Genomic DNA, 25,617 nt, shown 5'->3' with positions numbered 1-25,617 from the left:
GCCGGCCGGATACTAGGCGTGCGGTATTCTCGAACGCATGCTCACTGCCCCGAAACGGACCTTTGAAGACGAGCGCAGCGCCGTGTTCTGCCACTCTCCCCACGCTGTGTTCGCCGCCCTGGAACGTATCGGCGGCGAGAATGGCTGGTTCTCACTCGCGCTGCCGTGGGCCATCCGCGGCCGCGTGGACGAGCTACTCGGCGGGCCGGGGATGCGCCGGCCCAGGCGCCACCCGCGCACCCTGCGCGAAGGCGATGCGGTGGGCTTCTTCGTGGTCTCCGAGATCGAGCGCCCTGAGCGGCTGGTACTAAAGGTAGCCGCGCGGCTTCCTGGCAAAGCCACGCTCGCCTGGGAGATTCATGGCCACACCCTGACCCAACGGGCGCGCTTTCATAGCACCTCCGTGGCCGGCAACCTCTACTGGTACGCGCTTTTGCCCATCCACCTCTTCATTCTTTCTTCCATGCTCAAAGGGATTATTCGTAGTGCTTAAAGCTATTTTCTGGGATATGGACGGCACCCTTGTGGATTCCGAACCGCTATGGGGGGTGGCCACCTATGAACTCTCCGAGCAGGTCGGGCGCCGGCTCACCCCAGAGCTGCGGGAAAAAACGGTGGGCGGCAACTTCGATAACACCTTGGCTATCTGCGCCGCCCACGCCGAGGTAGAGGTGGCCGATCTCGACTATGAGGGCTTGCGCCAGCAGATGTATGCCCGTGTGACCGAACTCTTTGATAATCAGCTGCAGCCGGTGCTGGGAATGCGGGCCCTCTTGGGCGAATTCTCTCGCCGGGGCATCCACATGGCGATCACCACCAACACCCCGCGCGCCTTGGCCCATCACGCGGTCTCTGCGGTGGGGGAGCACTTCTTTGATACCGCCTTCTTTGGCGATGAGGTACCGCGGCCAAAACCGGCGCCGGACATGTATCTCCTCGCCGCTCAGCGATACGGCCTCGACCCCCACGACTGCCTGGTCTTCGAGGACTCGGCCACGGGCATGCAAGCCGCTGCCGCAGCTGGTTGTCGGGTGATTGGCGTGGTGGCTGATGCCACGACACCCACGCCCGAGCGGGTGCGCACCCTCGCCGAACTCCATGGCTCCATCGACTTCTCCACGATCACCGCCGATATGGTCGAGCAGTGGTTCGAGCAGCTGCCCTAGCCCTGCGCGGCTGCCCTCGCTGTAGGGGAAAACACCGCCTCAGCACACGCCCGCGGCGGCTCTGTGAAAGAATGATCGATTGTGAAAGATTTTGAATCGCTGTATGAAGAGCTCCTCGACCGCAAGAAGAATCGGCCCGCCGATTCCGGCACTGTAGCCGCCCTTGATGCCGGGGTCCATTCCTTGGGCAAAAAGGTTATTGAGGAAGCTGGCGAAGTGTGGCTCGCTGCGGAGTATCAGTCGGATGAGGAACTCGCCGAGGAACTCTCGCAGCTCATCTACTGGTCTCAGGTAATTATGGTGGCTCGTGGCATCCGCCCCGAGGACGTGTACAAGTACCTCTAAGCACGATCGACGGCGCCCCACAACGGGCGCTCCTTTTCTCAGTGCAGCGCAGCATGCACCCCACAGCGTTCCCGCGGCAATAAGCAGCGCCCAGTGCGACCCAGCGTAGAAAGCGAGCTAGATCATGTTGAAAGTGGCAGTTCCCAACAAGGGTTCCTTATCCGAGAAGGCCATGTCCATCCTCACTGAGGCCGGATATCCCTCCCGCGGCGATTCCAAAGCGCTGACCGTGATGGACAAGCGCAATGACGTCGAGTTCTTCTTCCTTCGCCCCAAAGACATCGCCATCTATGTGGCCAGTGGCCAATTAGATCTCGGCATCACCGGCCGTGATTTGGCCGCAGATTGCCGCGAGGAGACCGAGGAGGTGCTTGCCCTCGGCTTCGGCGATTCCACCTTCCGCTTCGCCGCGCCCAAGGACGAGCAGTGGAGCATCTCGGATCTGGAAGGCGCCCGCATCGCCACCTCCTATCCCAATCTCGTGCGCTCCTTCTTGCAGGAACACGACATCGATGCCAGTGTTATCCGCCTCGAGGGCGCGGTGGAGATCTCCATCAAATTGGGCGTGGCCAATGTGATCGCCGATGTGGTGTCTACCGGCCGTACCCTGCGCAAGCAGGGCCTGGCTCCTTTCGGTGAACCGATCATCACCTCCGAAGCGGTGGTCGTGGGGCGCAAGGGCCACGAAGTCACCCAAGAGCAGCGCGTGCTGCTGCGCCGTATCGAGGGCATTTTGCACGCCCACAACTTCCTGATGCTCGACTACAACGTGGAGGCCGAGAAGCTCGAGGAATGTGCGGCCATTACTCCAGGTCTATCCGGTCCCACCGTCTCGCCGCTGGCACTGGACAATTGGCGGGCCGTGCGCGCCATGGTGCCGCGAGAGGACGCCAATACCGTGATGGATCAACTGGCCGCCGTCGGTGCCAAGGCCATCCTCGCCTCCGAGATCGCCATCGCCCGCATCTAGCCGCACCCGCGCTCGACGGCCACTGCGGCCGAGGAGTTCTGTGCTCCGCCACTATCCGTGGAGCCATAGCCCGCCCATTCCCACCCCCGAAATAGGTGGAGGTGGGCGTTTTGCGTCTCTGGGGGAGCGGCCGCCGGAGCCGCAAGACTAGCTCCTGGAACCGCAGCGTGTTCTCAGCTCGGGAGCGCAGACGATGGTGGATACACAGCATGGACATTGATCCAGTACAACCGTTATGTAAAAACTCTTCATTTCTTCTTATGTTGGCCACGATCTCTTTTCTTCCGCCACTTGTGCGGCCCGATTCGCCGCGCCAGAAGCGGCGTTACCATTGGGGTGGATATACAGAGAATCGAGTGAATTGAAAGGGTTCGCATGGCTTCGACCTACGCTTTTCGTACTGAAGAAGACCTGCTTGGAGAAATGCAGGTTCCCCAAGACGCTTATTATGGCGTGCATACCCTTCGGGCGATGCAGAACTTCCAGATTTCCGGCACCACCATTAATGAGATCCCTGAATTTATTAGGGGAATGGTAATGGTCAAAAAAGCGACGGCTATGGCCAATCATCGGCTCGGGGTGCTGGCAAAGGATAAGGCGGATGCCATTGTGTGGGCCTGCGATCAGATTCTGGACCATGGGGTAGCCATGGACCAGTTCCCGATCGACGTCTTCCAGGGCGGGGCAGGCACCTCAGTGAATATGAACACCAATGAGGTGGTGGCCAATCTCGCGCTCGAGCACATCGGGAAGAACAAGGGTGAATACGTCTTTATCAATCCCAATGACGATGTGAATATGAGCCAGTCCACCAATGACGCGTACCCGTCCGGCTTCCGGCTCGGAGTCTATGCGGCCGTGCAGGACGTGGTGGCCAAGATCGATGCGCTCTGCGAGGCATTCGCGGCCAAGGGCGAGGAATTTTCTGGCGTGATCAAGATGGGCCGCACCCAGCTCCAGGACGCCGTTCCGATGACCCTAGGCGATGAGTTCACCGGCTTCTCGGTCAATCTTGGCGAGGAGCACGAGGTGATCCAGCAAGCCGCCCACCGGCTGCTCTCCCTGAACTTGGGCGCCACCGCCATTGGCACGGGGCTCAATACCCCCGAGCGCTATCAAGACACCATCATCGAAGCGATGCGCGAGGTCACGGGGCTCGATATCTCCGCCTCCGAGAACCTCATCGAGGCCACCAGCGATTGCGGCGCCTATGTGCTGTTGCACGGCGCCTTGAAGCGCGCCGCCATGAAGCTGTCCAAGATCTCTAATGACCTGCGCCTGCTTTCCTCGGGTCCGCGCGCCGGCCTCAATGAGATCAACCTGCCGGAGATGCAGGCGGGGTCCTCGATCATGCCGGCCAAGGTCAATCCGGTGATCCCCGAGGTCGTCAACCAAGTGTGCTTCAAGATCTTCGGCAATGACAGCGTGGTCACCTGGGCCTCCGAGGCCGGCCAGCTGCAGCTGAACGTGATGGAGCCTGCTATTGGACAGGCGATCTTCGAGAGCATCTCGCTGCTGGGCAATGCCTGCGACACCTTGCGGGAGAAGTGCGTGACCGGCATCACCGCCAATGAGCAGGTATGCCGCGACTACGTGGATAACTCCATTGGAGTGATCACCTATCTCAACCCCTTCATCGGCCACCACAATGGCGATCTCATCGGCAAGGAGGCGGCCCGTACCGGCCGCAGCGTGCGGGAGCTCGTCCTGGAGCGTGGGTTGCTCGATGAGGAGACACTGGACGAGGTGCTAAGTGTGGACAATCTCATGCACCCGAAGTTCAAGGCTGCGCACCAGCAGCAGGAGCAGCAGTAGTTCTACCTGCTGGGTGCTAGGGGAGCAGTACCCTCGTTCGAGCACCCCTCAGTTGAAGTAGGATGTCTCTGGTATGGGGATGAGCCACGCTATCGATGGCTCATCTACTGCCCCTTTTTCGGCATGCCGCGAAGCTATGTTCCGTGCGCGCTGTGGCGTGAGCTCGCCCGCTGCGCATCTCCCTCGCACCGGTCCTAGGCATGCGGTGTCCGCCTGTGCTCTCCTGCCTTCCACACGAGAAGTGAAGGCCCATGTCGCAGCACAGAGGACACGTGTACGTACCTGTTTTGTATTGCTGAGGGCTTCTCTAGCCCTCAGGTGAATGTGGGAGGCGCCGAGCGGTGTCTGTAACCGCGGGCGCGGTTGTGCACATCGCTGCGCACCATCCCCAAGATGTGAGGAGCCACTCGTGCTTGTTGCCCTACAGATCCTTATTGTTCTCGCGGCGATCGTCCTCGGTGCCCGGCTCGGCTCGATCGCCATTGGCTTTGCCGGCGGCTTGGGGGTGTTGCTGCTGGGAGCCACGGGCGTGCCCGTGAGCCGTGAGGACATCCCCTTCGATGTCATCGGCATCATCATGGCCGTCATCGCCGCCATCGCCGCGATGCAGCGAGCCGGAGGTATGGACTATCTGGTGCACTGGGCGGAAAAGATCCTGCGCTCCAATCCGAAGCGCGTGACCTACTACGCACCAGTGGTCACCTATCTGATGACGCTGCTCGCCGGCACTGGCCACACTGCTTTTTCCACCCTGCCGGTCATCGCCGAAGTCGCCAAGGAAGGCAAAGTACGCCCCTCGCGGCCTCTCTCGGTGGCGGTCGTGGCCTCGCAGATGGCCATCACCGCCTCGCCAATTTCCGCAGCAGTGGTGTTTATGGCCTCGATCATAGAGCCGCTCGGAGTCGGGTATCTGCAGCTGCTCGCGGTGGTTATCCCCGCGACATTCCTCGCAATCTTCCCCACAGCCTTCCTCGCCAACCGCTCGGGCAAGGAACTAGAGGACGATCCCGTCTACCAGTCCCGGCTGAAACAAGGACTGGTCTCACCGCCGCAGGGGGCACGGGACTATACCGCTCCCGCAGGGGCTCGTGCCTCGGTGCTGATTTTTCTCGCCGCTATCGCGCTGGTGATGGTCTATGCCACCCTCATCTCCGAGCAAGTGGGGCTGATCAGCGATCCGAGCCTGCCGCGCAATGAAGCGATTATGGCGATCATGCTCAGCACCGCCGCCATCATCGTGATGGTGTGCAAGATTCCGGCGGCAGAGATTGTGGGCACCCAGGTGTTCAAGGCCGGGATGAGCGCCTGCGTCTGCGTTATGGGCGTGGCCTGGCTGGGCACCACCATTATCAATAACTACTTGGAGCAGATCACGGCCTTCTCTGCGGACTTCCTCACCGATTACCCCTGGAGCCTGGCGGTGATCCTCTTCTTCGCCGCAGCCCTGCTGTACTCCCAGGCCGCCACCACAAAGGCGCTTATGCCGGCCGCCCTGGCCGTGGGCGTCGCTCCGCTCACGGCCGTGGCCTCCTTTGCCGCTGTGTCTTCGCTCTTTATCCTGCCCACCTATCCCACGCTGCTGGCCGCAGTGGAAATGGACGACACCGGCTCCACCCGCATCGGCAAGGCAGTGTTTAACCACCCCTTCCTCGTACCGGGCACCGTGTGCATCGCCCTCGCAGTGGGGTTGGGCTTTCTCATCGGCGGCGTCGTCCTCTAGCTGGGTGCGCCTTTGCGCTGCTGGTGCGCAGCGACGATGCTGCGCACCGAGCCATAGGCGGCGACGAACCAGTGGGCGACGAGGAGCAGCAAGAAAGCATGGCTGAGGGCCGAGAAGAGCGGCATATGCGTACCCAAAAAGTGGGTGCCGAGCGCGAGCGTTCCCACGGGGAAGGTCAGCGCCCACCAGCCGGGATGCACCGGCATCGCGCTTAAAAAGCCGCTATAGCTGAGGTAGAAGGCCGCCAGCAGCATCGGAATGCCGAGCAGCATCATCACCAGCCCATAGACGTCGGCGATGTGCAGGATATGGCTAGCCGGATCCGGCTGCGCGAAGGATGCTGCCTGGCGCGCGATCACCTGCGCCGCCGCGCTCGACTGGCCGATAATGCCCAGCGGAATCCATGCCGAAATCAGCGCCGCCGGCGGCAGAGGAGAGCGTCGCCACGCGTGCACATAGGACAGCATAAAGACGATCGAGGCCAAAACGAGGGCGATGAAGAAGCAGGCCGTGGATGCTATGAGCATCCACACCTTGGCGCCTGTCGACGCCAGCTGCGGCACCTGCGAGGCGCCCGTGGTCGCCGCCACCATCGGTGCCACGATCGGCAGCCCCCATACCGGGCGAGGCTCGGCGAGGCGGTTCCTGATGATCACATAGCCCATGCCGAAGGCGCCGATGATGCCGATCGTGGTTCCGGTCAGCCACATCAGCATGTCCACGCTCCAGGCGGCATCCATCACCCCTGCTGGGGCCTCCCAGGCCCCCAACACCACGGGAGTGGCCGCGCCCACCGAGAGATAGCCCATGGCCACCATGCCCCAGCCGGTGCACTGGCCGGTATCGGTGATCGAGGAAAAGAGCACGGCGCGATCCCGGTGCGAACGGTGAAAAAAGGCGACGGTGATGCCCACCAGCATCAGCCAGCCCAGCACTAGCATGACGGCGCCGAGCAGCCGCATGCCGCCGACAGTGATGAACAGATTGGCAAGGATGCCAGTACCCATCACCGCACCGAACCAGGCGGGGCCGGGTCCTGGGACGAGGAGGGGACGCTGCCTGCCCAGAACACGGGCATGCGGCAGGGAAGGTCGAGCCTGAGAGGTGGTTGTTTCTTGAGTCACCTCTACCACTGTGCCAAAACGGTGCTGCGGAGAGTAGACCGCTCCGTCCGATGTGGCCACAAGCGCAGCCTGTGGGAGCTACCATCGAGGCATGTCGCTCAGTGATTTGCCCGATCTTCGCGCTCTCCAAATATTGGTGGATAGTGCCCGCTTGGGCTCCTTTGGGGCTGCGGCCCGCACCCATGGCTTAAGCCAACAGGCCGTCTCGGAGCGGATGCGCAGGCTCGAAGGCGAGCTCGGTGTCACCCTGTTTCAGCGCGGCCCCACGGGCACTCGGCTCACCGCCGCCGGGGAGAAAGTGCAGGCGACCGCCCAGGAGATCCTGGGGGCTTCGGCCGCGTTGGGCGATGCCCTCGCACTCGAACGCCATCCCGATGCGCCGAAAGTGAGCGTCTACGTCTCGCGGACGGTCAGCGAGTACTACCTGCCACGCTGGTTCGCCGCGCTGCGCCGCAACCATCCGCGCGCACAGCTGGAAATGGTCGCCGTCAATTCCGATCAGGTGGCCACCGCCGTGGCGCAGGGACACACGAGTCTCGGGTTTATTGAGTCAGTGAATGTTCCCGTCCCCGACTCCCTCGGCGGCCACCGAGTCTTCAGCACCTCCGTGATCTGCGAGGATCGGCTCAGCCTCGTCGTGCGCCCCGATCACCCGTGGGCGACAGCGGTCTCGGTGCGCCGCGCCGAGCTGACACGCACCCCGCTGATCCTGCGCGAGCCTGGCTCCGGCACCCGGGAGGTCCTCGACCTTGCCGTCGGGGTGCCGTGGGCTCCTCCCGTCGCGGAGGCGAGCAGCCCCATGGCGGAGATCAATCTCGCGCTCAGCACGGGGGCTCCGGCCGTGGTGCCGGCAATCAGCGTCGCCGAGCATTGTGCCAGCGGAAAGCTGGTGGAAGTAGATATCGCTGATGCCACGCTGCGCCGCCCTATACGCGCGCTGTGGCGCACCGGATCGCGCCCGCGCGGAGCCGCAGCATTGATGCTGCGGGCAGCGCGCGAGGTGAGCGCGCAGGAAGCGCCGCCGCGGATTCGGCGCGACTAGCTCATCGGGTGCGATCTACTCCGCGTCCTGCACGGCGTTCTGGCCTGCGTCCTGCGCGGCGCTGACCTCGTGCAGGGGCAGCGTGTCCTGCGGCCCAGGCCAGCCCGGATACTCCGGCGGGGTGCCGCCGAAGGCGGGGCAGAGGGACTGATGCGCGCACCAGCCGCAGAGCTTCGAGGTGCGGGGCCGGAACGTCCCGCTTCGGCCATCGGCGAGGATCTTGTCCCAGAGCTCGCCGAGATCCCGCTCGAAATACTCCAGCTCTTCCTTGGAGGGGGTGAGAAAGAGCGAGTCGATCACTTTCAGATACATCAGCCGCAGCTGGTGCGGGATCACCCCATAGAGGCGCCAGTACACGAGGGCATAAAAACGCATCTGGAAAGTGGCGTCGTGGGAATAGCGGGGCAGAGGTTTCTTACCGGTTTTATAGTCCACCACGCGCACTTCTCCTGTGGGGGCGACGTCTACTCGGTCGATGAAGCCGCGCACCGGCACCCCATTGGGCAGGGTGGTGTTCACATACATCTCGCACTGTTTGGCGTCGAAGCCCTGCGGGTTTTCCATCTCGAAATAGCCCCGCAGCAGGGCGCGGCATTCCACGAGGAAATCATAGAGATCCTCCTCCGGCACGAGCTCTAGCAGCTCTGGGTCTTTCTCCACCATCTGTGCCCATAGCGGCTTGAGTTTTTTCACGGCTCGGGGAAAGTCGCGGGTGGAGCGCTGCTCTTTATGCATCTCTTCGAGCACTGCATGCACGAGGGTGCCCTTGATTTGGGGCAGGGTGGTGGGCTCGGGAATTTTATCGATGGCGCGGAGGCGGTAGAGCAGCGGGCAGCGCTGGTAGTCCGAGGCGCGGGAGGGAGAAAGTGCTAGCTGTGCCATAGTGACTATGTAGTCTAAGCCTCCCCGCGCAAGCGTGGGGAGTAGGCGGCACTATCCTTAAGTGCCATGACCTCATTCCGCGACTTTTTGCTCTCCTCGCCAAGTTCCTTTCACGCCGCCCGCAGCGGCGCCGAGCTGCTCGCCGAAGCGGGTTTCCGCCCCTATGACCGCCGCCAGGCTTTCGACGCCGAACCCGGCGGCCACTATCTCGTGCGCGGCGGGGCGCTGCTCGCCTGGTGGGTGCCGGCGAGTGCCAGCGCCACTTCGCCGCTGCGCATCATCGGTAGCCATACTGATTCGCCGGGTTTCAAGCTCAAGCCCCACGCCGATAGCTACCAGCATGGATGGAACCAGGTAGAAGTAGAGGTCTATGGTGGCCCCATCTTCGCCTCGTGGCTGGATCGGGATCTCGCCCTCGCCGGCGAGCTGGTTCTTCACGACGCCACCTCGCGGCTCGTCCACACACCGGCGATCGCCCGTATCCCGCACCTCGCTATCCACTTAAGCCGCGACAACGATATCTCCCTGAATAAGCAAACCCAGCTGCATCCCATCGCCGGATTCGGCCGCCCCGACCGCGCCGTGATCCTCGAAGAACTCGCCCGATGCGCCGAGGTGAAGGCGGAGGATATTGCCAGCTTCGACGTCATCACGGTCGATGCCCAGCCCCCAGCTTTGCTGGGCGCCGAGCAGTCCATGCTGGCTGCAGGGCGGCTCGATAATCTCTCCAGTCTCTACCCATCGCTGCTGGCCCTGCGTCAGGCTGCCGCAGAAGACCCGGACTCGATTATGGTTCTCGCCTCCTTTGACCACGAGGAAGTGGGTTCCCAATCGCCCACTGGTGCCGGTGGGCCGCTGCTGGAGGAGCTGATTAGCCGGCTTTGCGCCGCCCTCGGGGGCGGCCGAGAGGAGTATCACCAGATGCTGGCGCAGGCCAGCTGCCTATCTGCCGATGCCGCACATGCGGTGCACCCCAACTACGCAGACAAGCACGCCCCCGAGCATCTGCCGCAGCTCGGCCAGGGGCCGGTGACGAAGATCAACGCTAATCAGCGCTACGCCACCACCGCTCACACCTGGGCGCTGTGGGAGCGTGCCTGCCGTGACGCCGGGGTTCAGTGCCAGCAGTTCGTGGGCCGCAATGATGTTCCTTGCGGCTCGACGATCGGCCCGATCAGCGCCACTCGTTTAGGCATCGACACAGTGGATGTGGGCATCCCGATGCTGTCTATGCACTCCGCTCGCGAGCTGGCCGCACCGGAGGATGTGGACGCCTTCGCCACGGCCATGCAGGCCTATCTGCTGTCCTAGACGTTCTTTTCGCCCGTAATACCTCTTTAAAAAGGAGCACAATCGCCATGGCCTATTCCGGCCCCTTTCAGCCCGGTGACCGGGTGCAATTGACGGATCCTAAGCGCCGTCACCACACCATCAAGCTCACCCCAGGTGAGAGCATGTTCACCCACAAGGGCCAGATCAAACACGATGACATCATCGGCCTCGACGAAGGCTCGGTGGTGACCACCCCACAGGGCGGGCAGTATCTCTGTTTCCGCCACCTGCTGGTGGATCACGTGCTCTCCATGCCGCGCGGTGCGGCGGTGATCTACCCCAAAGACTCCGCGCAGATTCTCATCGAAGGCGATATTTTCCCCGGTGCCCGCGTGCTGGAGGCCGGTGCCGGCTCAGGTGCGCTGACCATGCAGCTGCTCCGCTTTGTCGGCGATGAAGGCGAGGTGATCTCGTATGAGATCCGAGAAGATCACCTGGAGGTCGCACAGAACAATGTGAGTGAATACTTCGGCGGCACCGCCCCGAAGAACTGGTCGCTGAGGCTGGGGGATATGACCAAGGTGGGCCCCGAGGACACCGGTGGGCCCGTCGATCGCATTATCCTCGACATGCTCGAGCCCTGGGAGTGCATCGACAATGTTGCAGAGCTGCTCATGCCGGGCGGGGTGTTCATGACCTATGTGGCCACGGTGCCGCAGTTAATGAAGATCATGGAGGCCATTCGGGACAAGAAGTGCTTCACCGAGCCGCGTGCCTGGGAATCGCTGGTGCGCGAATGGAAGGTGGAAGGCCTGGCCACGCGGCCCGAGCACCGCATGAATGCGCACACCGCGTTTTTGGTGTGGACTCGCAAATTGGCGGATGGAGTGACCCCTCCTCGTCCACAGCGCCGCGCCCGCAAGTAAGCTATGCCTTAAAAGTACGACACACTGTTAGAGGAGATGCGTCTATTTTGACCACCGACGCTCAGGAGACGACCTTTGAGGTCCGCCACCTCCAGCGCATCAACCGCGAGCTGGCCGGCAGAAACACCAAGCTCGTGGAGTTGTTAAAGTCCTCGCGCGATAAACTCGCCCTGCTCAACGAGCAGATGGAATCCCTGGCCCAGCCTCCCAGCACCTATGGGGTCGTGCTCGACGCCGGCTATCAGGACTCCAGCGCGGATGTCTTTACCGGCGGACGGCGGATGCGGCTGATGGTGAGCCCCGAGGTCGCTGCAACCGAGTTGGTGCCCGGCGCCTTGGTGCGGCTGGGGGAGAGCTCCGCAGTGGTTGAGGTGTGCGGCACCCAAACTACCGGCCAATTAGCTACTGTGTCGGAAATACTGGATGGTTCGCGCATCCTGATTAGCACCACCACCAGCGATAACGCTGTGCTCACCGTGGCGCATGCGCTACGCGAGCCCGGCGCGGTTAAACCGGGCGACACGGTGCTCTATGATTCCCGCGCCCTCATGGCGCTGGAGGTCGTGGCCCACACGGAGATCAACCGGCTGGCGCTGGAGGAGATCCCGGATGTCACCTATACCGATATCGGTGGCTTGGATGAGCAGATCGAGATGATCCACGATGCCGTGGAACTTCCCTTTACCCATCCCGAGCTCTATAAGCACTTTGATCTGCACCCGCCCAAGGGGGTACTGCTCTATGGCCCGCCTGGCTGTGGCAAAACCCTCATTGCCAAGGCCGTGGCGAACTCGCTCTCGGCGCGCATTGGGGAAGTCGGCTCCTCCTATTTCATCAACGTCAAGGGCCCAGAGCTGCTGAATAAGTTCGTCGGCGAGACCGAGCGCATGATTCGTTTGATCTTCGAGCGCGCCCGGGAATTGGCCAGCGAGGGCCGCCCCGTGATCGTGTTCTTCGACGAGATGGAATCCATCTTCCGCACCCGCGGTTCGGGACGCAGCTCGGATATGGAAACCACCGTGGTGCCGCAGTTGCTGGCAGAACTCGACGGTGTGGAGTCGGTGGCCAATGTCATCGTGATTGGCGCCACCAACCGCGAGGAGCTCATTGACCCCGCGATCCTGCGTCCTGGCCGCTTGGATGTGAAGATCAAGGTGTCCCGGCCGAATAGGGAGCAGGCCCGCGAGATCTTTAGCCGCTATATCACCGACACCATTCCTTTGGCGTGCGAGCGCGAGGAGCTCATTAGCCTCGGCACAGAGGAGCTCTTTACCCCGCGCCCCTATGTGGTGCTGACGCTCTCGAATGGCTGCACGGAGACTCTCTACACCAATGATTTCGTCTCCGGCGCCATGATCGCCAATATCGTGGACCGCGCCAAGAAGCTGGCCATCAAGCAGCATTTGGCGCATCCCCAGGACACAGTCTGCGGCCTTTCTGCCGAGCACCTCCGCGAGGCCGTGCGGGTGGAGATGAAAGAAAACGAGGATCTGCCCAATACCTCCAACCCCGATGAGTGGGCGCGGATTACCGGCCGGCATGGTGCCCGCGTGGTGGAAGCTCGGGTGGTGCTCTCATGATCTTCATCGGCACCGAAACCGAGTACGGTATTTCCACCCCCAGCGCACCGCTGCTGAGCCCGATTATCTCCTCCACGCACGCGGTGGTGGGATATGCCACCTCGCGGGGTGCGCGGCGGGGCACGCAATGGGACTTCGGACCGGAGACCCCGCTGCGCGATGCCCGAGGCTTTGATCTGCGCCGCTATCACACCGCGCCGACGATTGACCCCCACGCGCTCGGGGTGGCCAATCTCGTGCTCGGCAATGGCGGCCGATTCTATGTGGATCACGCCCACCCCGAGGTGTCCTCGCCCGAGACCGCGGACCCTTTAGACGCTATGGTCTTCGACCAAGCGGGGGATAGGGTAGCACTCGACGCCATCGCCGCAGTGGCGGAGCTGAGCGAGGCTGGGGTGAGCGCGCTGGAGAAGCACGAGCCCTGCCCGCCGCTGAAGCTGTATAAAAACAATGTGGACGGCAAGGGCGCCTCCTATGGCGCCCACGAGAACTATCGCTATTCCCGCACCGTGCCTTTCGATGAGCTCGCGGCCGCGCTCATTCCCTTCTTCGTCACCCGTCAGGTAATCACCGGCGCCGGCCGAGTGGGGCTGGGTACCCATGGTGAGCAGCCGGGCTTCCAGATCAGCCAGCGCGCCGACTATATCGAGCAAGAGATCTCCCTAGAGACGACGCTCAACCGCGGCATCATCAACACCCGCGATGAGTCCCATACCGACGATGAGCACTATGGCCGGCTGCACGTGATCATCGGCGATGCTTCTATGTCGCAGATCTCGAGCTTCCTTAAGCTCGGCATGACCTCTGTGGTCATCGCCGCCATTCAGCGCGGCGAACGCTTCAGCGATCTGGCTCTCGCGCATCCTGTGGCCGAGGTCTCGGCCGTATCCCGTGATCTCACGCTCAGCCACCGCCTCGAGCTCGCCGATGGCCGGCGCCTCACGGCGCTGGAGATCCTTGGCGAGTACCGCCGCCGTGCGGCTGCGGCGGTGGGAGATAGCGTCGATAAGCGGCTGCTCTCGGAGTGGGATGAGGCCGCGGACTTACTTGCCACCAACCCGCTTGCGGCGGCGGACCGGCTGGACTGGGTAGCCAAGTACGCGCTCATGCAGGGCTTCGTGGCGCGCGGGGCCAGCTGGGATGATCCCAAGATTGCGCTGGTGGATCTGCAATATAGCGATATCGATCCGCGTACCTCGCTCTATCACGCCTTGGTGCGCAAACAACGCATGCGCACCCTGGTGGATGAAGAGACCATCCGGCGCGCCGCCTATGAGCCGCCCAAGGATTCGCGCGCCTATACCCGCGGGATGTTTATGACGCGCTATCCCGATGAGGTCGTGGGCGCCAACTGGGACCGCGTGGTGGTGGCCGAAGGCGAGGCGATGCTCACGGTGCCGATGGTCGCCGTCGATGGATATACCCACGCCGATACCGCCGCTGCCTTCGAGCAGCCCACAGCCGCCGCCGCGGCGCGAATGATCAACCCCGATTAACTCAAGGAGACAATGACGATGGCACAAGAACAGATCACCACCCCCGGTGGCGGTCCAGAAGAGAACAACCAGGACAGCGGCTTCGGCCAACTGAGCATCAGCACCGAGGGCACGGACGAGCTGCTCGACGAGATCGACGATCTGCTCGAGGACAACGCCGAAGAATTCGTGCGTGCCTATGTGCAAAAGGGCGGACAGTAGGCCAGCACAATGACACACGGGGATAGTACGCCAGAGACGCAGCACGCAGCAGCGGAATCCGTCGAGGCCGCGATTCTGCGGCGCATCATGGGAATTGAAACCGAATACGGTGTGAGTTTCCGCTGCGCCCCAGGACAGCGCTGCCGCGAAATCACCCCGGACGAGGTGGCCCGCCACCTGTACCGGCCAATCCGCGAGCGTTTTTCTTCCACGAATATCTTCACCCGCAATGCCGGCCGACTCTATCTGGATGTGGGCGATCACCCCGAATACGCCTCCGCGGAATGCGACTCCATCGAGCAGCTCATCAACTATCACATCGCCGGTGATCGGCTGGTGAATCAGCTGGCCGAACAGGCCCAGACGAGCCTCGAGACCATGGGCTATCCCGGCTCGATCTATCTCTTCAAAAACAACGTGGATTCGCGCGGAAACTCCTATGGCGCCCACGAGAACTACCTTGTTTCTCGGGATACCTCGCTGAAGGTGCTCTCGCGTACCCTGCTGCCTTTTTTGATTACCCGCCAGCTCATCTGTGGCGCCGGAATGATACATCACCCACGGCTGCCGCAGGCGGATGATTTCTCGCTCGGCTATTGCTTGTCCCAGCGGGCCGACCACGTGTGGGAGGGGGTGTCCTCGGCCACCACCCGCACTCGGCCGATTATCAACACCCGCGATGAACCGCATGCTGATTCCAAGCGTTATCGGCGGCTGCACGTGATCGTCGGCGACGCCAACATGGCCGAGCCCACCATCGCCCTCAAGCTCGGCTCCACCCTGCTGGTGCTCGAACTCATCGAGGCAGGCATGCCGCTACCCGATGTGGAGCTGGAATCCTCGGTGGGCGCGATTCGCGAGATCTCCCGCGATCTCAGCGGGGCCGCAGCCGTGCCACTGCGTAATGGCTCCACACTGCCGGCGCTCGAAATTCAGCGCATCTATCTCCACGCTGCCCAGCAGTGGCTGCAGCAGCGCCCCGAGCCGAACGCCGAACTCGAGCGGGTCGTCGAGCTGTGGGAGAAGGTGATTACCTGCTTCGACACCGGTGACTTCACCCCCGTCTCGCGGGATATCGACTGGGTGATCAAGCGGTCCCTGCTGCAGCGTTATCAAACGCGTCTCGGCTGTGGACTGGATCATCCCCGCTTGGCGCAGGTGGATCTGACCTATCACGACATCGCCCCCGATCGCGGGCTGGCGCTGCTGCTGCAGCGCAAAGGCCTGATCAATCGCTGGACGAGCGACGAGGCCATTGACGCCGCGATGTTCCACGCGCCGACGACCACCCGCGCCCACCTGCGGGGCCGTTTCCTCGACGCCGCCTATACCCGGGCCGCGCCGGTGGCGGTGGATTGGATGCGGATGAAAGTCTCACGACCGGAGCCGCAGCTGGTGGAGCTCGGCGATCCTTTCGCCACTACCGATCCGGACGTGGATGCGCTCATCGCCTATATGGAGAAGCATTTTCCTTTGTGTGAAGGCGCACACTGCTGCCGCCAACGCGATAACCTGAGGCTATGAGTTCCCCCAGTACGCGCACGGCTAGCGAAGAGGCTCTGGAACGAGCCATCAACCTCACCTTCGCTCTGCTCAATGCCCCGGCCCAGGGCCGCGGGCTGAGCAAGGAATGGATCCGCACCCATGTGTCCGGATACCAGAACAAAAGCGATGCCGCCTTTGACAAGATGTTCCAGCGCGACCGCGCGGTATTGCGCGCCGTGGGCGTGCCCATCGTCTCTGAGGAAGATATCTTCAACACCAAGCGCTTCCGCCTCGTGGAGTCGCGATACTCGCTGCCGGAGATGACCTTCACCCCCGAGGAAGCGAGTGTTCTGGCGCTCGCGGGGGAGCAGGGCATGAGCGGCGAGCTCGCTACCTTCGCCCGCTCCGGCTGGACCAAGATCGCCGCCGGCGGGGCGCAGCGCGGGGAGCTCAGCCCAGCAGGGGAGTACACCAGCGTGAGTGATCTATCCACGCTGAGTACCACCACCTTCGAGCGTTTAGTGCGAGTGTGCCATCGCCGGTTGTCCATCACCTTCGATTACTACCGTCATGTCGGCGCCGACCCGCAGCCTCGCGCCATGGATCCCTGGGCGCTCGCCCCGGTCGGCGGCCGGATCTACCTGCTCGGTTTCGATCTCGACCGCACAGCCCCACGAGCGTTTCGTATCAGCCGCATCGATAACATCGCCGCTAACGGTCCGCGCACCCACGAGCCACCGGCCGAGACCACGCCCGCGGAGATCATCACCGAACTGTTGTCTTTTCGCCAGCCGCTTGTCGACGCCCACCTCGTGCTACAGCAATCTCCCAGTTTTAGCTCCGAACTCTTGCGTGCCGCGGAGGAAACAGAGCCTGGGCACTATAGCCTCAGCGGTGTGGACTTCAACTGGCTGGTTACCACCGCGGTAGGTGAGGCACCGGAGGTGCTGGTCACCTCGCCGCCGGAGGCCGTCGAGGCCATCACGCACCGCTTGCGTGGATTCATAGCCACCCAGGAGTCCCTCGACCCAGACACCGCGAAAGGACACTGATCTCATGGCCCGTGCACACACCGGCGAGCGGGTCAATGATCTCGTTCGCTTGCTCAATCTCATTCCCTATTTCCAGGCGCATCCCGACACCACCATCGCTGAGGCCGCCGCCGATCTAGGCCGCTCGCCCGGTGAGATCGCCGCCGATTTGCGCCGGTTGTGGTGCTGTGGAACCCCGGGGTTGATGCCCGATAACTTGGTGGATTTCGAAACGGATTTTAAGTCCGTGACCATCACCAATAGCCAAGGCATGGACAAAGCGCTCAACCTCACCGCCAGTGAGGCGGGCGCGCTGCTGCTCGCCCTCGAAGCCCTAGAATCGCGTGGCTCGGTGGCCGATGTGGACTCCATCACCTCAGCTGCCGAGAAACTGCGCACAGCGCTCGGCGCCGCTGGGGCGCCGGTGATGGATGTGGAGCAGAGCCTCTCCGCCGCGGAACGAGATTTTCTCGCCACGGTGCGCCACGCCGTGGCCGTGGATAAGCAGCTGCGTTTTAGCTACTCCGGGGCGCTCGACGCCGAGCCCCAGCAGCGCACTATCAGCCCCGTCGCCATCTTCGATCACGATGGCCACTCCTATGTGCGTGGCTGGGACCACGACCGCGCTGCTGAGCGCACCTTTCGCGCCGACCGCGCCCACAGCGCGGGCGTGCTCGATCTGCCGCGGGAGGTCCCCAGCATCGTCACCCTGGACGCCGATGATCCCTTCGATCTCACGAGTTCGGGGGAAGACGTACACATCCAGTTAAAAGAAGAGGCGCTATGGGTGGCAGAATACTATCCTGTACAGCTTCAGCTGGAGCCTATCGATGGATGGTATCCAGCCACAGTGCGCATGCTGCATCCGCACTGGCTCTATTGCTTCGTGGCATCGCTCGGGGAGAATGTGAGAATCTCCTCGCCGGCGGTGGCACAAGAAGCGAGCCTCGTGCGCGCTCGTGCCGCACTCGACGCGTATGATCAGTTCATAAACGACCACACGTCACCGACAGCTACTGAGAGGTAACTATGCCAACTCTAGGCTTCTGGGAAATTGCCCTTATCGTCTTCGTCATCCTTGTCCTCTTTGGCGCGAAGCGTTTGCCGGATGCGGCCCGATCCTTGGGTCGATCCATGCGCATCTTCAAGTCCGAGGTCAAGGAAATGAGCAACGACGATAACCCCCAGCCCGCCCAGCCCCAGCAACAGCAGCTGCCGCAGCAGGGCCAGCAGCCGGTCAATGGTGCCTATATGCAGCAGCCCCAGGGCGTCCAACAGCCCCAGCCGGTGCAGCAGCCGCAGCCCGACCCTGCCGCTCAGCAATACCCGAAACAGCAGGGCTAGTTAACCGCCGCCGCGCGCGACCGCCACCAGTAGCTGTGGTGGTGGTGCGCGCGGTTGTTCATTATCTGGGTTGAAGAGGAATTCTATCCATATGAGCAGCTCCACTCCCGGCTCTCCGCGGCGCGCGGTGAGTACTGCCGGCCGCACCAAGACGAAGCGCCGGAAACCACCGAAATCCCCCGACGGCACGATGTCGCTGTCGGATCACATCCGCGAGCTCCGCACGCGCGTGATCATCTCGCTGATCGCATTCAGCATCGGCACGGTGGTGGGCTTCGCCTGGTTCCAAGTGAGTGTGGGGCCGATCCAGTCTCTTGGTGAGATCCTGCGCGGCCCCTACTGCAGCGTGGATCCAGACTTGCGGGCGGACTTTACCATGAGAGATGAATGTCGCTTGTTGGTAACCTCGCCCTTCGAGATGTTCCTGCTGCGCATGAAGGTCGGTGCGTTGGCTGGGGCCGTGTTGGCCTCCCCGGTCTGGCTCTACCAGCTATGGGCTTTTGTCACCCCTGGACTGAAAAAGAATGAGCGCAAATGGACGGTCACCTTTGTGGTGCTGGCCGTGACCCTATTCATCGTGGGTGCCTGCTTGGCGTATTTCATCGTGGACATCGGGCTTGAATTCCTCATCACCATGGCCTCCGATGTTGCTGTGGCGGGCTTGAACGCCCACTCGTATTTCCGCTTCCTGCTGGCTCTGGTGCTGATCTTCGGAATCAGCTTCGAGGTGCCTCTCATCCTGGGCCTGCTCAACATCATGGGCGTGGTCTCCTATGATCAGCTCAAAGATAAGCGCCGTATCATCATCGTGCTGCTCTTCATTTTTGCGGCTGTGATGACCCCTGGCCAGGATCCCTTCTCCATGGTGGTTCTCGCCCTGAGTCTCATCCTGCTCGTTGAGGGAGCGCTGCAGTTCACCCGCTTCAATGACAAGCGCCGGAAAAAGCAACGCCCCGACTGGATGGATGTGGACGATGAACACGCCTCGACGCTGTCCACCCAGCCTGGTGGGGTAGACGCCCCGCAGCCGATCGCGGATCCCTCCGCCACCGCGCAGGTGCGCCCCACAGCGCCGACAGCGCCGGTGCACAATGCTGGTCCTATCTCGCAGCTAGGTGGCGTCGCCCAGCCGCATCCCATCGCCCAACCGGGACAGGTCACTCCCAGCCAGCTGGGAAACCAAGAACCCTCCTCCAGTTATGGCAGTGCGCCCTCCTCGCACTTCGATGACGTCCTCTAGCCCCGCGAGGCATTGGGTGCCCGCGGCTGGTGTCGCGGGCATGCCTTAAAGTGGGGTGCATGGCGCTAAAGATTGATCCTTTATCTCATCTGGACGTGTTCACCGCAGAACTCGGATTCGAGCTCGATGATTTCCAGATCGAGGGCTGCCAAGCAGTCGAGGCCGGGCGTGGCGTGCTGGTCTGTGCACCCACCGGCGCGGGCAAAACGATCGTGGGGGAGTTCGCCGTCTCTCTCGCCTTGGCTCGCGGCACCAAATGCTTTTACACCACTCCCATCAAGGCCCTGAGTAATCAAAAGTTCCACGATCTCGTCGCCATTCATGGCGAAGAAGAGGTGGGGCTGCTCACCGGCGATGTGTCTATCAACGGCTCCGCAGACATCCTCGTGATGACGACCGAGGTGCTGCGCAATATGCTCTACGCCGACTCCCCAGCACTGGATCGGCTGGGCTATGTGGTGATGGATGAGATCCACTTCCTCGCCGATCGCTCCCGCGGCGCCGTGTGGGAGGAAGTGATCCTCAACCTCGCCGAGTGGGTGAGCGTGATCGGGCTATCTGCCACCGTGTCCAACTCGGAAGAGTTTGGCGAATGGATGCGCGCCGTACGCGGCGATACCGATGTGATCGTCACTGATTCCCGCCCCGTGCCTCTGGATCAGTGGATGCTCGTGGGCCGGCGGCTGTTTCCGCTCTTCGAAAAAGGCGATGGCGCGGAGGACCCCGAGGTCAATCGCGGCCTCGTAGAAAAAATCACCAAGCTCGAGTCCCGCGCCGACACCCCAGCTGCTCCGCGCTCTGGCTCCTTTCGGAATCGGGCGAGCTCCCGCGGTGCGCCCGCCCGTTCGGCCCGCCGCTCGGGCCAGACGCGCTCCCAGGACGCCTATCGCCCCCTCGGTCGTCCCGAGGTGCTGCGGGTGCTGCAGGATCACGATATGCTGCCCGCGATCACCTTTATCTTCTCGCGTGCCGGCTGCGATGGCGCCCTTTACCAGTGCCTGCGCTCCAAGCTGGTGCTCACCGATGAGGAGGAGGCACAGGCCATCGCCACGGCCGTGGATGCAGGCGTGGCGGATATTCCCGCCGACGATCTCGAAGTCCTGCAGTTTCGCCGTTGGAAGCAGGCGCTTGTTCGGGGCTTTGCCGCACACCATGCCGGCATGCTGCCCGCGTTCCGGCACATCGTGGAAGATCTCTTCTCGCGGGGGCTGCTCAAAGCCATCTTCGCCACAGAGACCCTGGCGCTTGGTATCAATATGCCGGCACGAACTGTCGTGCTGGAAAAGCTGGTGAAATTCGACGGCGAAGGGCATGTGGATCTCACCCCTGGCCAATACACTCAGCTCACCGGCCGCGCCGGTCGCCGCGGTATCGACACGGTGGGTAATGCGGTGGTGCTGTGGCAGCCCGCGATGGATCCGCACCGCGTGGCAGGGCTGGCCTCCACCCGCACCTATCCGCTCAACTCCACCTTCGAACCCGGCTACAACATGAGCGTGAACCTCTTGGCCACCCAAGGCTATGAGGCAGCGCTCACCCTCATCGAACAGTCCTTTGCCCAGTTCCAAGCCGATGGCACCGTGGTGGAGGAAGTTCGCTCGCTACAGCGAGCAGAAAAGCGCCTCGAGGAGGCGCGCACCACCCTCGAACGCAGCCTCGAGGATGTCGAGCTCGACATTCCCGCGGCAGAGGCCGCCCAGCAGCTCAGCGACTATGCCGCATTGCGGCAGCGACTGAGTGAAGAGGAAAAACAGGCCAAACGTGCCTCCCTGCTGGATCGTTTTCAGGAGGCAGACGCCACTCTGCGGCGGCTCGAGGTGGGCGAAGTCATCGCCGTGCCGGGGCAAAAAAAGCCCTTGCTCGCCGTCGTGATCGAAAAGGCCCGCTTCGCTAATAACCCGGCCCCGCTGGTGCTGCTGGAAAGTGGCTGGATGGGTCGGATCGACTCGGAGGCAGTGGGCATGGCGCCGGAGCGGCTGGGCACTATGCGGCTGCCGCGGGCGATCGTGCACGGCAAAGCCTCGAAGAAGCAGCGCAGCCAGCTGACTGGGCAGCTGCGACACGGCGGTTTTGCCCGGCCCAAGCGCATGCGGGTGCGCACCCGCCCGAATAAGAAGGTTAATGCTCTCCGCGTGGCGCTGACTGAGCATCCCGCACATCGCTATCCGGAGCGCGAGCACCTAGTGGCGATCGCCATGGAGTCGGCGAAGGCGCAGCGTCGCGTCGATAAGCTGCGCACGCGCATCGATACCGCCACCGACAGCCTCGGCAAAAAGTTCGACCGGATTCTCGGGCTGCTCACCGAGCTGGACTATGTCGAACTCGATCCTGAGACCCGGGAGCCAGTGGTGGCCGAGGAAGGCGAGAAGCTCGCGCATATCCACAGCGAATCCGATCTGCTCGTGGCCCAGTGTCTGCGGCGCGGAATCTGGGATGGCCTCGACCCCGCTGAGCTGGCGGGAGCAGCGAGCTGTGCCAGCTTCGAAAACCGCAAGCCGGGCCAGGGCAGCCCGCAAGCACCGACCGATGCGCTCGCGGCCGCTATCGACGGCACGATGCGGGTGTGGGATGAGCTGGTTGTGGATGAAAAGCGCTACCAGCTCGATCAAACGGCGGTACCGGATGCGGCCTTTGCCTTGGCGATCCATCAGTGGAGCGCCGGCGCGCCCCTAGATTATTGCCTCGCCGCGGCCAATGAGTGCGGCGCCGAGCTGACCCCCGGCGATTTCGTGCGCCAGGTGCGCCAGGTCGCGGATCTGCTCGAGCAGGTGCGCAAGACCGGCTATAACGAGGAAACCAAGCGGGCTGCACGGCAGGCCATCGACGCCATGCGTCGCGGCGTGGTGGCGGTGGGCACCTAGCACGCTTGTCGACGCCGCCCGCCTAAGGTAGTGGGCAGGCAGCACCGCACACTATCCCCGTGCCCATGAAAAAGAAGGTGAAGGCTGTAGTGAGTATCGATTATTCAGCACGTATTGCACGCGCCCAGGCGCTCATCGCGGAGAAAGGTTATGCCGCGCTGGTGGCCAGTCCGGGGCGAGAGTTTCGTTTCTTCACCGGTCTCGGGCTCGATACCCACGAGCGACTCACCGCGCTGGTGATTCCCGCCCACGGCGAGCCCGTGGTGGTGATCCCCGAAGTAGACGCCCACGAGGCGCCCGCTTCCGTCACCGCCCGCGGGTGGCGGGATGGGCAGGACCCCTACGGCATGGTTCGCGCAGTATTCGACGATGCCGCCAGCGACGCTCCGCTGGCGCTGAGTGAGCAGATGCCCCTCGCGCATGCAGCGCACTTTATGGACCGGCCGATCCGTGGGGTCGATAGCGCCTTTCCGGAGCTGAGTGTGGTCAAAGAAGACATCGAGATCGAGTGGCTCGCCGAGGCCGCAGCCGCCATCGACGCGGTGCACGCGCAGGTTCCCGCGCTGCTTCAAGAGGGTGTGAGTGAGCGCGCTATCGCCGAGCAACTGCACACGCTCATCCTCCGCGCAGGGCATAGCACCGTGGACTTCGTCATCGTCGGTTCTGGACCCAATGGCGCGAATCCGCACCATAGCTTCTCCGATCGCCGCCTACAGGCCGGCGACATCGTGGTCGTGGATATCGGCGGCACTATGCCCAGCGGCTATCACTCCGACTGCACCCGCACCTACGCAGTTGGCGAGATCGACACCGACGTCGCGGAGATGTACTCCGTGCTGGATCGGGCGCAACGCACCGCCATCGCCGCCATTGCGCCTGGGGTGCGCGCGGCAGACATCGACGCCGCCGCGCGGGACATCATCGAGGCCGCGGGTTATGGCGAAGCCTTTTTCCACCGCACCGGCCACGGCATCGGGCTCGAGGTACACGAGCAGCCCTTCATCATCGCGGGCAATGATCTCGTGCTGCAGCCGGGTATGTGCTTCTCTGTGGAACCGGGCATCTACCTGCACGGGCGTTTCGGCGCCCGCATCGAAGACGTCGTGGCGGTAGACGATGACGGGGTCCGCGTGCTCAACACACGCCCCCGGAATCTCTACCCCGATAGCTCCGGCGCGCACCCCGAGGATCACTGATGTCAGAGACCCTTCTGCTGCTTGGCGGCACCTCTGATATTGGTGGCGAGATGGCGTCTCGGCTCTGCCGCGGACGACCCGTTGTGCTGGCTGGGAGATCCCCAGAAAGAATGGAGCCGGTAGCCGAGCGGCTCCGCCGGCTGGGAGCCGCCAGCGTGCAGATCATCGAGTGGGATGCTACGGAGCTGGACTCGCACCGCCGCCTCGTTGAACAGGCAGGGGGAGCGGCGATCACCGATGCCATCGTCGCCTTCGGCATTCTCGGCGAACAAGAACGCGCAGAGCACGAAGAACAGCACGCCGCCGAGATCGCCCACATCGACTACGTGGCGCAGGTATCGATGCTCACCGTGCTGGCCGATGTGATGCGCTCGGGCACCATCTACGCTTTTTCCTCTATCGCCGGCTGGCGGGCCCGACGCGCCAACTACGTCTACGGTTCCACCAAGGCCGGCCTGGACGCCTTCTGCCAAGGACTCACTGATCGGCTGCATGGCACGAAGGTGCATCTGCTCACTGCCCGCCCTGGGTTTGTGATCGGGTCCATGACCACCGGCATGAAGCCGGCGCCGCTGTCATCCACCCCCGATCAGGTTGCCGAGGCTGTGCTGGCTGCCCGCGGCCGCAGCACCACGGTGTGGGTGCCGCGTCGGCTGCGGCTGCTGGCGTGGATCATGTCTCTGGTTCCGCGCCCGGTGTGGCGGCGGATGCCGCGTTAAGAAAGGTCATCTTCTGTGATCATTGATGTCATCGGAATCGGCGCCGAGGGGATGTCCTCGCTCAGCCCCGCCGCCCGTGCCGCCCTCGACTCCGCCGAGATTGTGCTGGGCTCGACGCGCCAGCTTGCGCTGGTCGATGCACCCGCCACCCGCGCCTGGCCCTCACCGCTCGTTCCTGCGCTACCGGGGATGATCGCCGAGCTGCAGCAGCAGCGCGTCGCCGTGCTCGCCAGCGGTGATCCGCTCTTCCACGGCATTGCCAGCACGCTGCAGCGGGAAGTCCCTGGGGTGCAGCTGCGTATCTATCCGGCGGTGTCCTCCTTCGCTATGGCTTGTGCCCGTCTTGGCTGGGCGCAGCAGAACACCCCGCACACTTCGCTGGTGACCGGCGATGTCGCGAGCATCGGAGTGCTGGTGGATCAGGCCCGGCCCTTCCTCGTGCTCGGGCGCGATCGCTCCTCCGCGGCCACGATATGCGACTATCTTCGCGAACGCGGCCTCGAGGACGCGGCCGTGACGGTGCTCGCTGATCTCGGGGCGGCACACGAGTGCATCACCACCGGTACTGCCGCCGCGCCACCGGCACAAGACAGCGGCCTTGCCGTTATCGCGGTCGAACCGCCGGCACGGGCGGCGCGTACCCTCGCCCCTGGGCTGCCCGATGACAGCTATGACCATGATGGACAGCTGACTAAACAAGATATTCGTGCGTTCACCGTGTGCGCGCTGGCGCCCCGAGCGGGGGAGCTGCTGTGGGACATTGGTGGAGGTTCGGGATCAATCAGTATCGAATGGCTGCGACTCGATCCCCGTAACCGCGCCCGCATCTTCGAAAGCCATCCGCAGCGCGCCGAGCGCATCGCGGCCAACGCCCGCGCCCTCGGCGTGCCCCAGCTAGAAATCAGCGGCGCCGCACCCGATGCTCTACTGCGTAGTGACTCTCCCGACTGCATCTTCATTGGCGGCGGCCTCACCGCCGAGGGGGTCTGGGAGGCGGCGTGGGCGGCCCTGCGCCCAAGCGGGCGATTGGTGGCCAATGCGGTGACGGCAGAAAGCGTCGACAAGCTCTGGCAGCTGAAACGAGAGTACGGCGGCACACTGCGGCGCATCGCGATTGAAAACGAAACCTCGATCGGTTCCTTCACCGCCTATAAGCCGGCCTATCCTGTATGGCAGTGGCGTGTAAGCAAATAGAAAGACAA

General features: G+C 63.2%; 23 protein-coding genes. 21 read left to right on the top strand and 2 right to left on the bottom strand.

From position 1 onward, the window contains the following. The first annotated feature begins 37 nt into the window (after nucleotides 1-37). From GBB11_RS00420 to GBB11_RS00395, 6 genes are all read left to right on the top strand, one after another. Complete coding sequence (locus GBB11_RS00420) at nucleotides 38-493, top strand: DUF2867 domain-containing protein (RefSeq protein WP_151548579.1); 456 nt, start codon at nucleotides 38-40, stop codon at nucleotides 491-493. Continuing rightward, nucleotides 486-1,166 carry an HAD family phosphatase gene (locus tag GBB11_RS00415; RefSeq protein ID WP_151548578.1) on the top strand — a complete coding sequence of 227 codons (681 nt, stop codon included), beginning with the start codon at nucleotides 486-488 and terminating at the stop codon, nucleotides 1,164-1,166. The genes GBB11_RS00420 and GBB11_RS00415 overlap by 8 nt, the downstream gene beginning before the upstream one ends. Nucleotides 1,167-1,247: 81 nt before the next feature. After that, entirely contained in the window at nucleotides 1,248-1,511 is a 264-nt protein-coding gene (locus GBB11_RS00410; protein ID WP_151548577.1) for a phosphoribosyl-ATP diphosphatase, read from the top strand. 124 nt (nucleotides 1,512-1,635) lie between these two features. Then, nucleotides 1,636-2,481, top strand: a complete 846-nt coding sequence (gene hisG, locus GBB11_RS00405) for an ATP phosphoribosyltransferase (protein ID WP_151548576.1) — start codon at nucleotides 1,636-1,638, stop codon at nucleotides 2,479-2,481. Nucleotides 2,482-2,856: 375 nt separating this feature from the next. After that, the gene (gene aspA, locus GBB11_RS00400) at nucleotides 2,857-4,296 is read left to right on the top strand and encodes an aspartate ammonia-lyase (RefSeq protein ID WP_151548575.1); all 1,440 of its coding nucleotides are present in this window, start codon (nucleotides 2,857-2,859) and stop codon (nucleotides 4,294-4,296) included. A gap of 409 nt (nucleotides 4,297-4,705) precedes the next feature. Then, a complete protein-coding gene (locus GBB11_RS00395) occupies nucleotides 4,706-6,016 on the top strand; it encodes an anaerobic C4-dicarboxylate transporter (protein ID WP_151548574.1) in 1,311 nt (436 codons plus the stop codon). Here the strand turns inward: GBB11_RS00395 and GBB11_RS00390 are convergent. Beyond that, nucleotides 6,013-7,140, bottom strand: coding sequence for a TDT family transporter (locus GBB11_RS00390; RefSeq protein ID WP_151548573.1), 1,128 nt, complete (start codon nucleotides 7,138-7,140; stop codon nucleotides 6,013-6,015). The genes GBB11_RS00395 and GBB11_RS00390 overlap by 4 nt on opposite strands. Nucleotides 7,141-7,231: 91 nt before the next feature. Between GBB11_RS00390 and GBB11_RS00385 the strand changes: the two genes are divergently transcribed. Further along, entirely contained in the window at nucleotides 7,232-8,182 is a 951-nt protein-coding gene (locus GBB11_RS00385) for a LysR family transcriptional regulator (RefSeq protein WP_151548572.1), read from the top strand. Between the two features lie 15 nt (nucleotides 8,183-8,197). Here the strand turns inward: GBB11_RS00385 and GBB11_RS00380 are convergent, their stop codons facing one another. Beyond that, the gene (locus GBB11_RS00380; protein ID WP_151548571.1) at nucleotides 8,198-9,064 is read right to left on the bottom strand and encodes a RecB family exonuclease; all 867 of its coding nucleotides are present in this window, start codon (nucleotides 9,062-9,064) and stop codon (nucleotides 8,198-8,200) included. Nucleotides 9,065-9,130: 66 nt separating this feature from the next. On the opposite strand from GBB11_RS00380, the gene GBB11_RS00375 reads away from it, so the two are divergent. From GBB11_RS00375 to cbiE, 14 genes are all read left to right on the top strand, one after another. Then, nucleotides 9,131-10,375 carry a M18 family aminopeptidase gene (locus GBB11_RS00375; RefSeq protein ID WP_151548570.1) on the top strand — a complete coding sequence of 415 codons (1,245 nt, stop codon included), beginning with the start codon at nucleotides 9,131-9,133 and terminating at the stop codon, nucleotides 10,373-10,375. Between the two features lie 47 nt (nucleotides 10,376-10,422). After that, nucleotides 10,423-11,262 carry a tRNA (adenine-N1)-methyltransferase gene (locus GBB11_RS00370; protein WP_151548569.1) on the top strand — a complete coding sequence of 280 codons (840 nt, stop codon included), beginning with the start codon at nucleotides 10,423-10,425 and terminating at the stop codon, nucleotides 11,260-11,262. 44 nt (nucleotides 11,263-11,306) lie between these two features. Next, nucleotides 11,307-12,842 carry a proteasome ATPase gene (gene arc / locus GBB11_RS00365; RefSeq protein WP_192796344.1) on the top strand — a complete coding sequence of 512 codons (1,536 nt, stop codon included), beginning with the start codon at nucleotides 11,307-11,309 and terminating at the stop codon, nucleotides 12,840-12,842. After that, entirely contained in the window at nucleotides 12,839-14,338 is a 1,500-nt protein-coding gene (gene dop, locus GBB11_RS00360) for a depupylase/deamidase Dop (protein WP_151548567.1), read from the top strand. Before arc ends, dop begins: the two co-directional genes overlap by 4 nt. Nucleotides 14,339-14,350: 12 nt before the next feature. Continuing rightward, a complete protein-coding gene (locus GBB11_RS00355; protein WP_151548566.1) occupies nucleotides 14,351-14,539 on the top strand; it encodes a ubiquitin-like protein Pup in 189 nt (62 codons plus the stop codon). Nucleotides 14,540-14,548: 9 nt separating this feature from the next. Beyond that, on the top strand, nucleotides 14,549-16,063 hold the full coding sequence (pafA, locus tag GBB11_RS00350; RefSeq protein WP_151548565.1) for a Pup--protein ligase: 1,515 nt from the start codon (nucleotides 14,549-14,551) through the stop codon (nucleotides 16,061-16,063). Continuing rightward, the gene (locus tag GBB11_RS00345) at nucleotides 16,060-17,076 is read left to right on the top strand and encodes a YafY family protein (protein WP_151548564.1); all 1,017 of its coding nucleotides are present in this window, start codon (nucleotides 16,060-16,062) and stop codon (nucleotides 17,074-17,076) included. The genes pafA and GBB11_RS00345 overlap by 4 nt, the downstream gene beginning before the upstream one ends. Nucleotides 17,077-17,080: 4 nt before the next feature. Next, on the top strand, nucleotides 17,081-18,082 hold the full coding sequence (locus tag GBB11_RS00340) for a YafY family protein (RefSeq protein WP_151548563.1): 1,002 nt from the start codon (nucleotides 17,081-17,083) through the stop codon (nucleotides 18,080-18,082). A gap of 2 nt (nucleotides 18,083-18,084) precedes the next feature. Then, nucleotides 18,085-18,399 (top strand): Sec-independent protein translocase subunit TatA, encoded by a 315-nt coding sequence (tatA, locus tag GBB11_RS00335; protein WP_151548562.1) that lies wholly within the window; start codon nucleotides 18,085-18,087, stop codon nucleotides 18,397-18,399. Between the two features lie 91 nt (nucleotides 18,400-18,490). Further along, a complete protein-coding gene (gene tatC / locus GBB11_RS00330) occupies nucleotides 18,491-19,639 on the top strand; it encodes a twin-arginine translocase subunit TatC (RefSeq protein WP_151548561.1) in 1,149 nt (382 codons plus the stop codon). 59 nt (nucleotides 19,640-19,698) lie between these two features. Continuing rightward, nucleotides 19,699-22,500, top strand: a complete 2,802-nt coding sequence (locus GBB11_RS00325) for an RNA helicase (RefSeq protein WP_151548560.1) — start codon at nucleotides 19,699-19,701, stop codon at nucleotides 22,498-22,500. 65 nt (nucleotides 22,501-22,565) lie between these two features. Beyond that, complete coding sequence (locus GBB11_RS00320) at nucleotides 22,566-23,696, top strand: Xaa-Pro peptidase family protein (protein ID WP_151548559.1); 1,131 nt, start codon at nucleotides 22,566-22,568, stop codon at nucleotides 23,694-23,696. Continuing rightward, nucleotides 23,696-24,415, top strand: coding sequence for an SDR family oxidoreductase (locus tag GBB11_RS00315; protein ID WP_151548558.1), 720 nt, complete (start codon nucleotides 23,696-23,698; stop codon nucleotides 24,413-24,415). Before GBB11_RS00320 ends, GBB11_RS00315 begins: the two co-directional genes overlap by 1 nt. A 15-nt stretch (nucleotides 24,416-24,430) precedes the next feature. Beyond that, complete coding sequence (gene cbiE, locus GBB11_RS00310) at nucleotides 24,431-25,609, top strand: precorrin-6y C5,15-methyltransferase (decarboxylating) subunit CbiE (RefSeq protein ID WP_151548557.1); 1,179 nt, start codon at nucleotides 24,431-24,433, stop codon at nucleotides 25,607-25,609. Nucleotides 25,610-25,617 lie beyond the last annotated feature (8 nt).

The organism is Corynebacterium sp. 74A (assembly GCF_008930665.1).
Classification (GTDB): domain Bacteria; phylum Actinomycetota; class Actinomycetes; order Mycobacteriales; family Mycobacteriaceae; genus Corynebacterium; species Corynebacterium megadyptis.
This window is presented reverse-complemented; position numbering and strand designations above follow the sequence as displayed.